The sequence below is a fragment of the Streptomyces sp. NPDC111744 genome, from assembly GCF_055634995.1.
Map to the genome: position 1 here is coordinate 11,330 of NZ_JBVKCG010000007.1, position 13,273 is coordinate 24,602.

Here is a 13,273-nt window from a genome sequence, read left to right on the forward strand (position 1 = left end):
CGCCCCAAACTACCTGGCCCGGGTAAGGGGCGGAGGCGGGATCCCCCAGGGGACCCCCAAGCGATCCCCCGACGGACTCCCGGCGGGCTTCCAGCAGGTTCCCTGCCCTGATCTGCGGCGGTCCCTTGCGATCCACCGTGATCAGACACGGTCAGCCCCGCGCAGTCGGTCACGGCAGCATCCACCCCAGCACCGGTGAACTCTGCCCCACCACGATCAGGCACATCACCAGCAGCAGTCCGAGGCTCCACGGCAGCACCCTGCGCAGCAGGTCCCCCTCCCGGCCAGCCAGGCCGACGGCCGCGCAGGCGATCGTGAGGTTCTGCGGGGAGATCATCTTGCCGAGCACACCGCCGGAGGTGTTGGCGTCCGCCAGGAGTTCCGGTGAGTGTCCCGACTCGTGCGCGGCACTCACCTGAAGGGCGCCGAAGAGCGCGTTGGCCGAGGTGTCGGAGCCGGAGACCGCGACGCCGAACCAGCCGAGGACCGGCGACAGGAAGGCGAGGCCCGCGCCGGCCGCCGCCACGAACTGGCCGATGGTGGCCGCCTGTCCGGAGAGGTTCATACGTAGGCGAGGGCGAGGACGGATGTCACGGTGAGGATCGCGAACCTCAACTCCCTTGCCGTCGCCGCCCACTCCGTGACCGCCACGCGCGCGTGCACGCGCAGGACGGCCGCCGTGGCGATGCCGGCGAGCAGGACGACGGTGCCGCCGGTCGACACCACCGGCCAGGTGAAGGGATTTCCGCCGACCGGTTGGCCCTTCGGGTTGACGACGTCCAGGAAGGGCCAGTCGTAGACCTGGTTCGCCCGTGCGAGCCAGTCCTTGACGGGCGGGATCCGGGCGACGGAGCAGACGACGACGATGAGGGCGTACGGGGCGTAGGCGCGCAGGACTTCGGGGCGCGGGTCGGGTTCGTCGAGGTCCGCGCGGCGGGCACCCGTGAGCACGGCCGCGCCGACCTCCTCGGTGGCGGGCACACGCGCGTGCGGTACGGCGACCAGGGCGGCCGCGCCGGCCAGGGCGGCGCAGATGTCGGCGAGTTGGGCGGAGAGGTAGTTGGAGGCGTCGAACTGGGCTGCGGCGAAGGCGATTCCGCACGCCAAAGCGGGCACCAGGTCTGCCGCAGCCCGCGCGTGCCGTCGACGAGGCCGACCAGCACCAGGGGCACCACCAAGGCCGGCAACGGGGTCTGACGGCCCACCACGGAGGCCACCGAGTCCAGGGCAGTCCGGTGACTCGGGCGAGCGTGACCACGGGTGTGCCCATCGCGCCGAAGGCGACCGGGGCCGTGTTGGCGACCAGGGAGACCACGGCCGCGCGCACCGGGTCGAAGCCGAGGGCGACGAGCATGACCGAGCAGATCGCGACCGGGGCACCGAATCCGGCCAGCGCCTACAGGAGGGCGCCGAAGCAGAAGGCGATCACCAGGGACTGAATACGCGGGTCGTCGGAGAGCCGCCCGAACGAGCGGCGCAGGATGTCGAAGTGCCGGGTGCGGACCGTCGTCCGGTACACCCACAGGGCGTTGACGACGATCCACAGGACGGGGAACAGACCGAACGCGGCACCCTGGGCGGCGCTGGAGAGAGTCTGGCCGAGCGGCATGCCGTAGCGAGGCGGGCGACAAGTACGGCCGCCAGAAGGCTTGTCAGGCCCGCGAGGTGGGCTCTCACGGACACCGCCGAGCAGGATCAGGACGATGACCAGGGGCAGGGCGGCCACCAGGGCGGACAGGCCCAGGGAGCCGGCGCCGGGTTCCAGTTCCTGGACGTACACGGGCGCCTCCCCGGATTCCGGCATGCGGAAAGCGATTTCACGCCGGTCATCCGGAATGGTCGTGTCCGCGAAAACGACACGTCAATGGGTGTGCGTCAGAGAGAACCGAACGGCATTGAAACCGGAACGACCGGCAGGGAGCGGCTCAGTTGTCCGGTGACCGCAGCACCCGCAGATGGCCGCGTCGCGCGACCTCCATCGGGTCCGCGCCGCGTCCGCCGCCGCCCGCCTCGGCCGCCCGCTCCTGGGGGCGGGCCGCCTCGCGCACCGCGTTGGCAAGCGCTTCCAGGTCGTCCCCGCTGGGGCGCGCGGGGGCCGAGGCGTCGAGGAGCCGGACGACCTCCCAGCCGCGCGGGGCGGTGAGGCGCTCGGAGTGCTCGGCGCACAGGTCGTAGCAGTGGGGTTCGGCGTAGGTGGCGAGCGGGCCGAGGACCGCGGTCGAGTCGGCGTAGACGTACGTCAGCGTCGCGACGGCGGGTCGGCCGCAGGCGGTTCGCGAACAGCGACGTACAGGGCTCACGACGTTGGACGGTACCGCACTCTTGAGCGGGCCGCGACGACTCTCCCCCAGGTCACCCCACCGTGTCGTGTTGTGAAACACCCCACACGCCCCCCCGGACACGCCCCGCTGACCTGCGTGGACGACACCGTCCGGGATCCCGGGCAGTACCGCATCCGGTCACGAGTCGGTACAAACACCGTCAATCGCCTTGAGCTCGCCGGTCTGGTGGAGATATGGAATCGAGCCCAACCTTGGCTGGAATGGTCATCCTCCGACATGTCGCCCCGGGCGGTGTCGAGTCGTGGGGCGGCGCGCCCGGAGCCCGCGAGGACTACGCTTCACCAGTGATGGACAACCGTGTACCGCCCCGTGCCGCCGGCCCCGGGCCTCGTCGACGCGATCGCCACGGTCGGGGCATGCGCGGGCCGATCGCGCCACCTCAGGTGCCGCTGGCCGCGAGTCGCGCCGACGTGTTCGCGGACCTGGTGCAGGACTCCGTGGAGCGCCTGGAGCGGCGCTGGCCGCAGCTCGCCGACATCGACTTCCTGGTCCTTGAAGTGCCCCGGCTCCAGGACCGGCACGGCGAGAGCTGGAGCGACGAGGCGGTGCCGCTGGGCGGGATCATTCCCGCGCGCGAGGGACGCCGGGCGCGCGTGGTGGTGTACCGGCGGCCGGTCGAGATCCGCACCAAGGGGCGCGACGAGCGGGCCGCGCTGGTGCACGAGGTCGTCGTGGAGCAGGTCGCCGAGCTGCTCGGGCTCACCCCGGAGACGGTGGACCCCCGCTACGGCGAGGAGTGAGCAGGGGTCCATTCGGCGCGGGCCACCGGCGGGCTACTTCTGCAGTACCGCGACGTCCTGGTCCGTCTCCGGTACGGCCACCGTGCCGCGGTCGTCGGGCAGGGTCTGGATCGTGAAGCCCGGTACACCGTCCGCGGTGGCCGTCAGGGTGCGGGCGCCGTAGACCGGGCCGCCGGAGATCGGCTCCACGGTCAGCGCGTAGGTGCCCTTCAGCCCGGACGGGGCCGGGGCGTCGATGTCCTGGGTGGTGCCGGATTTGATCGTGAACGTCTTGGCCACCGCCGTACCGCCGCCACTGCCCGCCGACGCCGTGACCTTGACCTGGGCGGTGCCGGTGGGGGCGGTCAGGGAGAGGGTGGTGCCCTTGCCGCTGTTGTCGGCGGATGTCGCGCGCGTGCCGATTGGTGCGGTCGCCGGGATGTACGCGGTTTCCTGCTTGCCGCTCTTGCCGCGGGTGACGCGCAGCGCGGCCACCACCGGGACGGACTGGTCGGTGGGCGTGAGGACCAGCGATCCCGCCTCGCCGCGCGTGACGTCACCGAGGTCGGCCGCGGTGGTCATGCCCGCCTTCACATGCAGCGTCTCGTTGCCGGCCGGGGTGATCAGGCCGTTCGGGGAGGCAAGGCGCACCTTCAGGTCGGCGTCGGAGTCACCGGTGGTGAAGGCGATCAGCCGGACGTCCGTGGCGTCCTTGGGGATGCCCGGCAGCACCAGGCTGCCCGACGGGTCGGTGGAGGCGGCCAGCCAGTCGCCGCCGGTCTTGTCGTCCAGGGCCTGCACACTCGCGCCGACCCGTCCGCTGCGCACGTTCACGTGCACGGTCAGGTCGGTCTGCTTCCCGTCGCTGAGCGTGGACAGCAGGACCGGTTCGCTGGCGTGCGGTGCGACCGTGATGCCCTCCCCCACCGCGGACTTGAGCTGGCCGTCCTTGCCGTACAGCTCGATGTCGACCACGGCCGCGCTGTCGTCGGGGTTGGTGAGGTGCACGTAGTCGGTGCGGCCGGAGGCGGTGCTGGCGCCGGGGAACCAGAAGTCGGTGTCGGGTGCCGTGCAGTTGACCCCCTGGAGGCCGCGCCCGGTGCCCGCGGCGACCTCGGTGGTCTCCTGGACGGTCCAGCCGGGGGCGTACTTCCCCTCGGCGGTGCCGACGTAGGCGGGCCCGTCGGCGCCGGAGGTGTCCCCGGTGGCCGGGGTGCCGGGCGCCTTCGGGGTGAGGACGGGCTTGGACGCCTTCTTCTTGCCGCTCGTCCCGTTCGCCGACTGCTCGGTGGCCGCCTGGAGTCCGGCCTTGCCGTCGCTCGCGGCGCCCTGGGTGACGGGCGTGTACGAGGTGTACGAGGTGGCGGCGATGTCGGACAGGCTGGGTGCCGGGCACAGCAGGGTGGTGCGCTCCACGGGCAGCTGGGCGGCCGCCCCGGCGGTGTGCGCGGGTGACGTGGCCGGCGGGTTGAGCGCGGCGAACCCGGTGACCACCGCGAGGGCGGCCGTACCGGCGAACAGGGACAGGGTGGTGCGGTTCACTGCTGGCTCCCGTCGTGGTGCTCGCCGCCGGTGCCGTGGTGGTGCTGCTGGGCGGCCGGGTCATAGGCGGGGTCGTAGCCCTGCTGGTACGTCGGGTCGTACGCCGGTTGCCCCTGCTGTCCGCCGTAGGCGTAGGGGTCGTACTGGCCGGTCTGGTACGGGTCGTAGGTCTGCTGGTCGTAGCCGCCCGTCTGGTACTGGCCGGTGCCCTGGTACTGGTCGGTGTAGCCGGTGTTGTAGCCGTCGCCCGCCGGGTAGGACGCCGGGTCCCATTCGTCGTAGGACGGCTGTTGCGGGACCGCGACCTGGGGTTGTTCCTCCTCGGCGGCCGGGACGTCGCCGCCGTCCTGCGGAGCGGTCTCCTCCTCGGACTCCGCCTGGGCGCGCAGGCGGCGGGCGCGCCGGCCCTCGCCTTCGACGGGCTGGGCGGGGATCGGCTGCTCCTCGGGGAGGTCGTCGTCGACGTCACGGCGGCGGCCGGGCAGGGCGAGGACGACAAGGACGACGGCGAGCGCGCCCTGGACCCACAGCCAGACGGTGTGGGTGAAGGGGGTGTCGTAGGTGACGTCCAGCTTCCCGCCGGAGGAGGGCAGTTCGAAGCCCTGGGCCCAGCCGTCGACCGTGGTGCGGGTCAGCGGCTTGCCGTCCAGGGTGGCCGTCCAGCCGGGCGCGGCCGAGTCGGCCAGGCGCAGGATGCGGCCGTCGGCGCCGGTCGGGATGGTGGTGTGGATGTCGACGGGCCCGGCGGCGACGGAGTCGGGGGTGCCCGAGCCGTTCGCGGAGACGATGGTCGCGCGGGAGACCTGCTGGTCGACGCGCCACAGAGCGCTGCCGTTCTGCTGGCTGAGCCGGGACAGGCCGGGTGTGGCGTCCAGCACGCGCGTGACGTCACGCGGGGCGCCCTTGTGGACGAGGACGTAGCGCACCGCGAACCCGCCGAGCTGGTCGGCCTGGTCGGCGCCGGAGCCGGCGACCAGGTTGGCGACGACCTTGTCGAGCGTGGCGTTCTCGCCGTCGGCGGCGGTCACCTCGGCGTCCCCCATGCGGGCGCCGGAGCCGCGCACCAGCATGTAGTTCACGCGCGCGGTGCTGTCGCTGTCGAGGACGAGGGTGCGGACCTGGTCGGTGGTGGTGCTGTCCTCGGCGACGAACGCGGGCACCTGGGTGGCGTCGCGCCGCTCGACCGGGCCGTCGGCGCCGGCGATCATCCAGCCGGCGGCGAGGAGCAGCGGGCCCGCGGCGGAGGCGAAGGCGATCAGGGCGGCCACCGGCTGGCGCCAGCCGAAGCTCTGCTCGGCGACCCGCGAGCGTGCCCCGTCGGCGCCGAGCGCGGCGGCGGAGACGATCGCGAGGCCGTAGACGAGGGTCGCCGGACCGGCCCAGGCGGACTTGTTGGACAGGACCGCGAAGACCAGGCCGACCAGGGCGACCGCCCAGGCGGTGCGGACGGCCGACTGGCGATCGGAGCGCAGCAGGGCGGCCAGCGCGGCCAGGACGATGCCGATGAGCATCAGCCCCGCGACCGTGCCGGGGCCTCCCGGGCTGGCGCCGAGCAGGTCGAGGGCGGAGGCGGACGCGGCGCCGTACTCCAGCCCGGCCTCCTTGAAGAAGCCGAACGGCAGCAGGGTCAGCGACCAGGGCGCGAGGACCAGCAGCGGGGTGCCCAGCTGGGTCAGCAGCCGCAGGCCGGAGGCGACCAGGTCGGAGCGGCGCACGACGAGCACGGCGACGCCGAGGACCAGCGCGATCGGCCAGACGATCGGCGTGAACGCGGTGGTGATGGTCAGCAGCAGCGCGTACGCCCAGGTGGCACGCCAACTGCCGCGCGCGCCGGAGGCATGGGCGAGGCCGCTGGCCGCGATGCCCGCGCGGGCGATCAGCGGCAGCAGGATGGCGAGGACGGCGGTGCCGATGCGGCCGCCCGCGAGGGCGCCGGTGACGGCGGGCAGGAAGGCGTAGGCGATGGCCGCCCAGGCGCGCAGCAGGCGCGAGGTGACCAGCGGCCGGGAGGCGAAGTAGGCGGTGAACCCGGCCAGCGGCACCGAGGCGACCAGCAGCACGGTCACCGCTAGCCCGGTCGAGCCGAACAGCAGCGAGGCCAGCGAGGCGACGATCGCGAGATACGGCGGGGCGGCCGGGGTGCCGCCGGCGCCGACCGTGTGCCAGGCGTCCAGGTAGCGGGACCACAGCTCACCCGAGGTGCCCGGGGCGGGCAGCAGGGCGCCGCCCGCGAGCGCGCCGCTGCCGAGCAGCGCGCGGCAGGCGACCAGCGAGAACAGCAGCAGCACCAGGAAGAGCACCGGGCCCGGTTTGCGGGCGATGCGCTTGAGGCGGGCGAACTGCTCGATCTCCAGGAAGTCGGCGTCGTCGCCGCCGGGCCCGGACTCGACCGCGCCGCCGTGCCGGCCGGCCGCGAAGAGCTCTTCGTCGGCGCCGAAGAGGTTGCCCGCGGCCTGCTCGACGGTGGCCCGAACGGTCGCGCCGGGCGGCGGGAACAGGGGGCGCAGTTCGCCCTTGTCGAGCTGGGAGGGGCCGCGCCTGCGCCGCCCGGCGATGATCCGCTCGGGCCGCAGCAGGATGCCCAGCAGGCCGCGGATCTCGTCGAGGGCCTGTCCGGGGACCTTGCCGACGAGGTTGGTGACCGTGCGCAGCAGGGTGCCGACGACCAGCCTCAGCAGGATCCAGGGGAGCACGGCCGTACGGGCGTTGACGAGCAGGGTGTAGACGGCACCGGCCTTGTCGACCTTGTGCGGGGAGGCGGTGGTGCGGCCGGCGCAGTCGACGGTGCGGCGCTCGCGGGAGGCGGCCTCGGCGTGCCGTACGACGGCCTCGGGGGCGATCAGGACGCGATGGCCGGCGTTGTGCGCGCGCCAGCACAGGTCGACGTCGTCGCGCATCAGGGGGAGCCGGCGGTCGAAGCCGCCGAGTTCCTGGAAGACGTCGCGGCGGATCAGCATGCCGGCGGTGGAGACGGAGAGCACGGGCCGGACGTGGTCGTGCTGTCCCTGGTCCTGCTCGCGGCGGTCCAGGCCGGTCCAGCGGCGGCCGGAGTTGGCGATGGTGACGCCGACCTCGAGGAGCTGCCGGCGGTCGTACCAGCCGCGCAGCTTGGGGCCGACGACCGCCACGTCGTCGCGGCCCAGCTCCATCTCGTTGTCGACGACCCGGAGCAGCTGGGCCAGGGCGTCGGGTTCCGGTGCGCAGTCGTCGTGCAGCAGCCACAGCCACTGGACGGGTTCGCCGTGGGGCAGTTCGGGCATGTCGTAGGCGTCGTCGCGCCACTGGCGGGTGACCGGGTCCCAGCCGCTGGGCCGCTTCAGGTACGGCAGGTCGTCCGGGGTGAGGACGGGCGCGGTGCGGGTCGCCTCCTCGACGGCCTGGCCGAAGCCGGTGCGGCGGGCGAGGTGCAGGACGTTGGCGTCGCCGAGGAACTCGGTGAGCAGCCGGGCGGAGTCGTCCGCGCTGCCGGTGTCGGCCGCCACCGCGTACTGGGCGGGGCGCTCCTGGCCGAGCAGCCCGGCGAGCGCGTCGGGCAGCCAGCGGGCGCCGTCGTGGGAGACGAGGACCGCGGTCACCACATGACGCGGGAACTCTGGGGTGCCAGTTGTTGCCTGGGCTGCCTGGTGGCTGTGGACGGACATCGAGGTACGGGCCCCGGTTCGATGGACTGCGGTGGACTCCTGCGCCCGCTGGTGGCGGCGAGGCGTCTCGGACGAGCGCCCACACTATCGGCTGGGCGTGTCGACGGCCCGCCCCCTGTGGACAACCCACGGGCGACGGGCCGTTCGCGCAGCTCAGTTGTGTGCCCCGGGTGGGCACCCGGTTCAGACGGCCGCCTTCTTGAGGCGGCGGCGCTCCCGCTCGGAGAGGCCGCCCCAGATCCCGAACCGCTCGTCGTTGGCGAGGGCGTACTCAAGGCATTCGGAGCGCACCTCACAGGCTAGGCAGACCTTCTTGGCCTCTCTGGTGGAGCCGCCCTTCTCGGGGAAGAAGGACTCGGGGTCGGTCTGGGCGCACAGCGCGCGCTCCTGCCAGCCGAGTTCCTCGTCCGCGTCGTCGACCAGCAGTTGCTGCACCAGCTCGGTCATGTGCGCCCCTCGTCTGTCTTTCACGTCCCCGTGCCCGGCCGTTACCGATTTCGGCTGAACGACACGAGTGAAATTACAAGTGTGCTGCTCCGGGCGAGTCAAGCCGAGATCTGCTATTGAGCCCCTTATTCACTCTGCGGAACCAAGGCCATGCGGAAAGTGTTCAAATCGCCATAAACCTTGACATGCAGACGAGGCCCACGAGGCCCCCGACCCCATACAGAGCTTGTACGGAGAAGGACGCCCAGATGTTCGATCGCGTTCCGCAGTGGCTCGCGCGCCCGGTTGTGCGCCATGTGTCCCGGGTACCTGCTGAACAAACCTTTCGGCAGAGAGATGAACCGGATGAGGTGAAACATGTCCCACATACCGGGCGCCGAGTTGACACTGCGGGTGTGAACCGATGTCCTAGTGGGCATGCTCGCCCACTTGGCACTCACCTCGACCCGCACCGCCGGGTCCCACGGTGCTGCCCGCGCTCGCTGTAGCTGTTGCTGTTCCAGCTGTTGAGCCGTCGCGGTGTCCGACCGCTCCAGCTGCAGACCGGGTCCCCAGGACTCGGTTTTCGCTTTTCGTTCCCCTCTGACCTCTTTCACTGAGGAACCACCGCACCCCATGAACAGCGACAACGACCTCCAGATCGCCGGCGACATCCTCGAAGTCCCCCACCTGCTGCAGCCCCCGCGCGAGCACCCGGTCACCGTGGCCGAGTTCGCCGGCCTGGCCCGCGCGATCGCCGCCGACCGCGCGCAGTGGGAGCACCTCGTGCGGTACGACGCCACCACGCGCTGGTACCACCGGCTGCGCACCGGCCCCGGCTACGAGGTGTGGCTGCTGTCCTGGGTGCCCGGTCAGGGGAGTGGACCGCACGACCACGGCCGCTCCTCCGGTGTGCTGACCGTCCTGGAGGGCACGCTCACCGAACACACGGGGCGCGGCACGCGCGCGCTGTCCGCCGGCGCACAACGGGTCTTTGCGCCGGGGTACGTGCACGAGGTGGTGAACGACGCGCTGGAGCCGGCGGTGAGCCTGCACGTCTACTACCCGGGCCTCACCGAGATGCCGATGCACACGGCGCAGAGCTGCGAGGCGCGACCCGTGACTGCGTGACGCGTTGTCGGACCCGCCTGCAAGACTTGGCGCATGCGCATTGTGGTTCTGGCAGGCGGTATCGGCGGTGCCCGGTTCCTGCGCGGTCTGAAGCAGGCCGTGCCGGACGCCGACGTGACCGTCATCGGCAACACCGGGGACGACATCCACCTCTTCGGGCTGAAGGTCTGCCCGGACCTCGACACGGTGATGTACACCCTCGGCGGCGGCATCAACGAGGAGCAGGGCTGGGGGCGGGCCGACGAGACCTTCCACCTCAAGGAGGAACTCGCGGCCTACGGCGTCGGGCCCGACTGGTTCGGACTGGGCGACCGGGACTTCGCGACGCACATCGTGCGCACGCAGATGCTGGGCGCCGGCTACCCGCTGAGCGCGGTGACCGAGGCACTGTGCGACCGCTGGAAGCCGGGCGTGCGGCTCATCCCGATGACCGACGACCGGGTCGAGACCCATGTGGCCGTCGAGGTCGACGGCGAGCGCAAGGCGGTGCACTTCCAGGAGTACTGGGTACGGCTGCGGGCGTCGGTGCCCGCCGAGGCGGTGGTACCGGTCGGCGCCGAGCAGTCCAGGCCGGCGCCCGGCGTCCTGGAAGCCATCGCCGCGGCGGACGTGATCCTTTTCCCGCCGTCCAACCCGGTGGTCTCCGTCGGCACCATCCTCGCCGTGCCCGGCACGAGGGAGGCGATCGCCAACGCCGGGGTGCCGGTGGTGGGCCTCTCCCCCATCGTCGGGGACGCGCCGGTGCGCGGGATGGCCGACAAGGTGCTCGCGGCGGTGGGCGTGGAGTCGACGGCGGCGGCGGTCGCCGAGCACTACGGCTCGGGGCTCCTTGACGGCTGGCTCGTCGACACCGTGGACGCGGGCAGCGTGGCGCGCGTGGAGGCGGCCGGCATCCGCTGCCGGGCCGTACCGCTGATGATGACCGACCTGGACGCGGCCGCGCAGATGGCGCGGGAAGCGCTGACACTCGCCGAGGAGGTGCGCGGGGCATGACCGACGCGATCGGGGACACGAGCGGCCTGGCCGACACGGACGACACGACCGGGGACGCGGTGCCCGGGTACCGGGTGTGGGCGCTGGCCGGGATCCCCGAGGTCCAGCAGGGCGACGACCTGGCCAAGCTGATCGCCGCGGCCGGGCCGGGGCTGGCCGACGGGGACGTGGTGATCATCACGTCGAAGATCGTCTCCAAGGCCGAGGGGCGGCTCGTCGAGGCGACCGACCGGGAGGCCGCGATCGAGGCCGAGACCGTGCGGGTGGTGGCCCGGCGCGGGACCCTGCGGATCGTGGAGAACCGGCAGGGGCTGGTCATGGCGGCGGCGGGGGTGGACGCCTCCAACACCCCGTCCGGGACCGTGCTGTTGCTGCCCGAGGACCCCGACGCGTCCGCCCGCGCGATTCGCGCGGGGCTGCGCGACGCCCTCGGCGTCAGTGTCGGGGTCGTCGTCACCGACACCTTCGGGCGCCCCTGGCGCGCGGGGCTCACGGACGTGACCATCGGCGCCGCCGGGGTGCAGGTGCTGGACGATCTGCGCGGGGGCGTGGACGCGTACGGCAATCCGCTGGTCGCCACGGTCGTCGCCACGGCCGACGAGCTGGCCGCCGCCGGTGATCTGGTGAAGGGCAAGGCGACCGGCCTGCCGGTGGCCGTGGTGCGCGGGCTCGCACACATCGTCACCGAGGACGGGGAGGGGGACGAGGGCGAAGGCGCGCGGGCGCTGGTCCGGGACGCGGCCAGTGACATGTTCCGGCTCGGCACGTCCGAGGCGATCCGGGGGGCGGTGACGCTCCGCCGGACGGTGCGGGCGTTCACCGGCGATCCCGTCGACCCCGGGGCGGTACGGCGGGCGGTCGCCGCGGCCTTGACGGCGCCGGCACCGCACCACACGACGCCGTGGCGGTTCGTGCTGCTGGAGTCGGAGGACTCGCGCGTCCGGTTGCTGGACGCGATGCGGGACGCGTGGATCGCCGACCTGAGAAAGGACGGCAAGTCGGAGGAGTCCATCGCCAGGCGGGTGCGGCGAGGGAACGTACTGCGGAACGCGCCGTACCTGGTGGTGCCCTGTCTGGTGATGGACGGGTCGCACACGTACGGGGACCCGCGGCGGGACGCTGCCGAGCGGGAGATGTTCGTGGTCGCGGCGGGGGCCGGCGTGCAGAACTTCCTGGTGGCGCTGGCCGGGGAGCAGCTGGGGTCGGCGTGGGTTTCGTCGACGATGTTCTGCCGGGATGTGGTGCGGGAGGTGCTGGGGCTGCCGGAGGGGTGGGATCCGATGGGGGCGGTGGCTGTGGGGAAGGCGGCGGAGGAGCCGCGGGAGAGGCCCGAGAGGGAGGTCGGGGACTTCATCGAGGTGCGGTGAATCTCTGCGCTCCTGCCGGGGCGTTGCACCTAGGCTCATAGTCCACAGCAGGCATTTCTCACATCGGGGATCTTTCGTGGCTGGACGGTTCGCTCCGCGGCCCACTCGTACGACTGTGCGGGGTGGACACGTCGTCGTACCCGCTGTCGGAGTGCCTCGGCAGGCCACCGCGGCCGGGCGGGTGCGGGTCTGGAAACCCGAAGGGGCACTTGATCTGGGGCTCGTGCTGGGGCCGTTGCGGCGAGGACCCGGGGATCCGACCTTTCGGGCCACCTCCGACGGGTCCGTGTGGCGGGCGAGTCTCACCCCTACCGGGCCCGGGACGCTGCGGGTGCGTGCGTACGGCGGTGAGGTGCGCGGGGAGGCCTGGGGGCCCGGGGCCCAGTGGCTGCTGGAGCAGTTGCCGCAGATGCTCGGTTCCGCCGATGATCCCTCCCTCTTCGTGCCCCGGCACCGGGTCGTCGCCGCTGCTCGGCATCGGCGGCCGGGGTTGCGGCTGACGCGGACCGGCCTGGTGCTGGAGTCGTTGATTCCGTCGGTCCTGGAGCAGAAGGTCACGACCGACGAGGCGTACCGGGCCTGGCGGTTGCTGGTGCGCAGGTTCGGGGAGCGGGCGCCCGGCCCGGCGGGGGTGAGCGAGCGGCCGATGTGGGTGATGCCGGCGCCTCGGACCTGGGCGTTGATTCCCTCCTGGGAGTGGCACAAGGCCGGCGTCGACGACAAGCGGGCCTCGACGATTCTGCGGGCGGTGCGGGTCGCCGCGCGGCTTGAGCAGGCCGTGGGGATGGCGGCGGAGGACGCGCAGGCGCGGTTGGAGGTGGTGCCGGGGGTGGGGCCCTGGACGTCCGCGGAGACCGTGCAGCGGAGTCATGGGGCGGCGGACGCGGTGACGGTCGGGGACCTGCACCTGCCGGGGATCGTGGGGTTCGCGCTGGCCGGGGACCGGCATGCGGACGACGAGATGATGCTGCGGTTGCTCGAGCCTTATGCGGGGCAGCGGCATCGGGCAGCTCGGTTGATCTTGTTGAGTGGGCAGGTGCCGAAGCGTCGGGCCCCCCGGATGCCGCGCGGGGACATCGGCCTGCTGTGAGGTGCGGGTGAGTGGAGGCTGG

The 13,273-nt window shown here is 72.6% G+C and carries 9 protein-coding genes and 2 pseudogenes; 5 read left to right on the plus strand and 6 right to left on the minus strand.

Annotation, left to right across the window (positions count from 1 at the left end):
* Positions 1–169: 169 nt before the first annotated feature.
* From ACZ7OO_RS17440 to ACZ7OO_RS17450, 3 genes and pseudogenes are all read right to left on the minus strand, one after another.
* A pseudogene (locus ACZ7OO_RS17440) lies at positions 170–1,380 on the minus strand (L-lactate permease).
* A pseudogene (locus ACZ7OO_RS17445) lies at positions 1,286–1,804 on the minus strand (L-lactate permease); the annotation flags it as partial. The pseudogenes ACZ7OO_RS17445 and ACZ7OO_RS17440, both read right to left, overlap by 95 nt.
* Before the next feature lie 121 nt (positions 1,805–1,925).
* On the minus strand, positions 1,926–2,300 hold the full coding sequence (locus ACZ7OO_RS17450; protein WP_352225916.1) for a DUF3499 domain-containing protein: 375 nt from the start codon (positions 2,298–2,300) through the stop codon (positions 1,926–1,928).
* Between the two features lie 329 nt (positions 2,301–2,629).
* On the opposite strand from ACZ7OO_RS17450, the gene ACZ7OO_RS17455 reads away from it, so the two are divergent.
* The gene (locus ACZ7OO_RS17455; RefSeq protein ID WP_471505960.1) at positions 2,630–3,082 is read left to right on the plus strand and encodes a metallopeptidase family protein; all 453 of its coding nucleotides are present in this window, start codon (positions 2,630–2,632) and stop codon (positions 3,080–3,082) included.
* A 33-nt stretch (positions 3,083–3,115) separates the two neighbouring features.
* Here ACZ7OO_RS17455 and ACZ7OO_RS17460 read toward each other — a convergent pair whose 3' ends face one another.
* The 3 genes from ACZ7OO_RS17460 to ACZ7OO_RS17470 all read right to left on the minus strand — a co-directional run bounded on the left by ACZ7OO_RS17460 (position 3,116) and on the right by ACZ7OO_RS17470 (position 8,691).
* Positions 3,116–4,603, minus strand: coding sequence for a DUF5719 family protein (locus ACZ7OO_RS17460; RefSeq protein ID WP_471505577.1), 1,488 nt, complete (start codon positions 4,601–4,603; stop codon positions 3,116–3,118).
* Positions 4,600–8,244, minus strand: a complete 3,645-nt coding sequence (locus ACZ7OO_RS17465; protein ID WP_471505578.1) for a glycosyltransferase — start codon at positions 8,242–8,244, stop codon at positions 4,600–4,602. The genes ACZ7OO_RS17460 and ACZ7OO_RS17465 overlap by 4 nt, the downstream gene beginning before the upstream one ends.
* Before the next feature lie 183 nt (positions 8,245–8,427).
* On the minus strand, positions 8,428–8,691 hold the full coding sequence (locus ACZ7OO_RS17470; protein ID WP_003975777.1) for a WhiB family transcriptional regulator: 264 nt from the start codon (positions 8,689–8,691) through the stop codon (positions 8,428–8,430).
* Between the two features lie 615 nt (positions 8,692–9,306).
* Between ACZ7OO_RS17470 and ACZ7OO_RS17475 the strand changes: the two genes are divergently transcribed.
* The 4 genes from ACZ7OO_RS17475 (at position 9,307) to ACZ7OO_RS17490 (ending at position 13,251) form a co-directional block, all read left to right on the plus strand.
* On the plus strand, positions 9,307–9,801 hold the full coding sequence (locus ACZ7OO_RS17475) for a cysteine dioxygenase (protein ID WP_471505579.1): 495 nt from the start codon (positions 9,307–9,309) through the stop codon (positions 9,799–9,801).
* Between the two features lie 33 nt (positions 9,802–9,834).
* On the plus strand, positions 9,835–10,794 hold the full coding sequence (gene cofD, locus ACZ7OO_RS17480; protein ID WP_471505580.1) for a 2-phospho-L-lactate transferase: 960 nt from the start codon (positions 9,835–9,837) through the stop codon (positions 10,792–10,794).
* A complete protein-coding gene (locus tag ACZ7OO_RS17485) occupies positions 10,791–12,161 on the plus strand; it encodes a coenzyme F420-0:L-glutamate ligase (protein ID WP_471505581.1) in 1,371 nt (456 codons plus the stop codon). Before cofD ends, ACZ7OO_RS17485 begins: the two co-directional genes overlap by 4 nt.
* Before the next feature lie 76 nt (positions 12,162–12,237).
* Positions 12,238–13,251 carry a DNA-3-methyladenine glycosylase family protein gene (locus ACZ7OO_RS17490; protein ID WP_471505582.1) on the plus strand — a complete coding sequence of 338 codons (1,014 nt, stop codon included), beginning with the start codon at positions 12,238–12,240 and terminating at the stop codon, positions 13,249–13,251.
* Positions 13,252–13,273: the final 22 nt, after the last annotated feature.

Coding starts and splice junctions, on each gene's coding strand:
- ACZ7OO_RS17455 (WP_471505960.1), top strand. CDS start 2,630: ATGGACAACCGTGTACCGCCCCGTGCCGCCGGCCCCGGGCCTCGTCGA.
- ACZ7OO_RS17465 (WP_471505578.1), bottom strand. CDS start 8,244: ATGTCCGTCCACAGCCACCAGGCAGCCCAGGCAACAACTGGCACCCCA.
- ACZ7OO_RS17470 (WP_003975777.1), bottom strand. CDS start 8,691: ATGACCGAGCTGGTGCAGCAACTGCTGGTCGACGACGCGGACGAGGAA.
- ACZ7OO_RS17475 (WP_471505579.1), top strand. CDS start 9,307: ATGAACAGCGACAACGACCTCCAGATCGCCGGCGACATCCTCGAAGTC.
- cofD (WP_471505580.1), top strand. CDS start 9,835: ATGCGCATTGTGGTTCTGGCAGGCGGTATCGGCGGTGCCCGGTTCCTG.
- ACZ7OO_RS17485 (WP_471505581.1), top strand. CDS start 10,791: ATGACCGACGCGATCGGGGACACGAGCGGCCTGGCCGACACGGACGAC.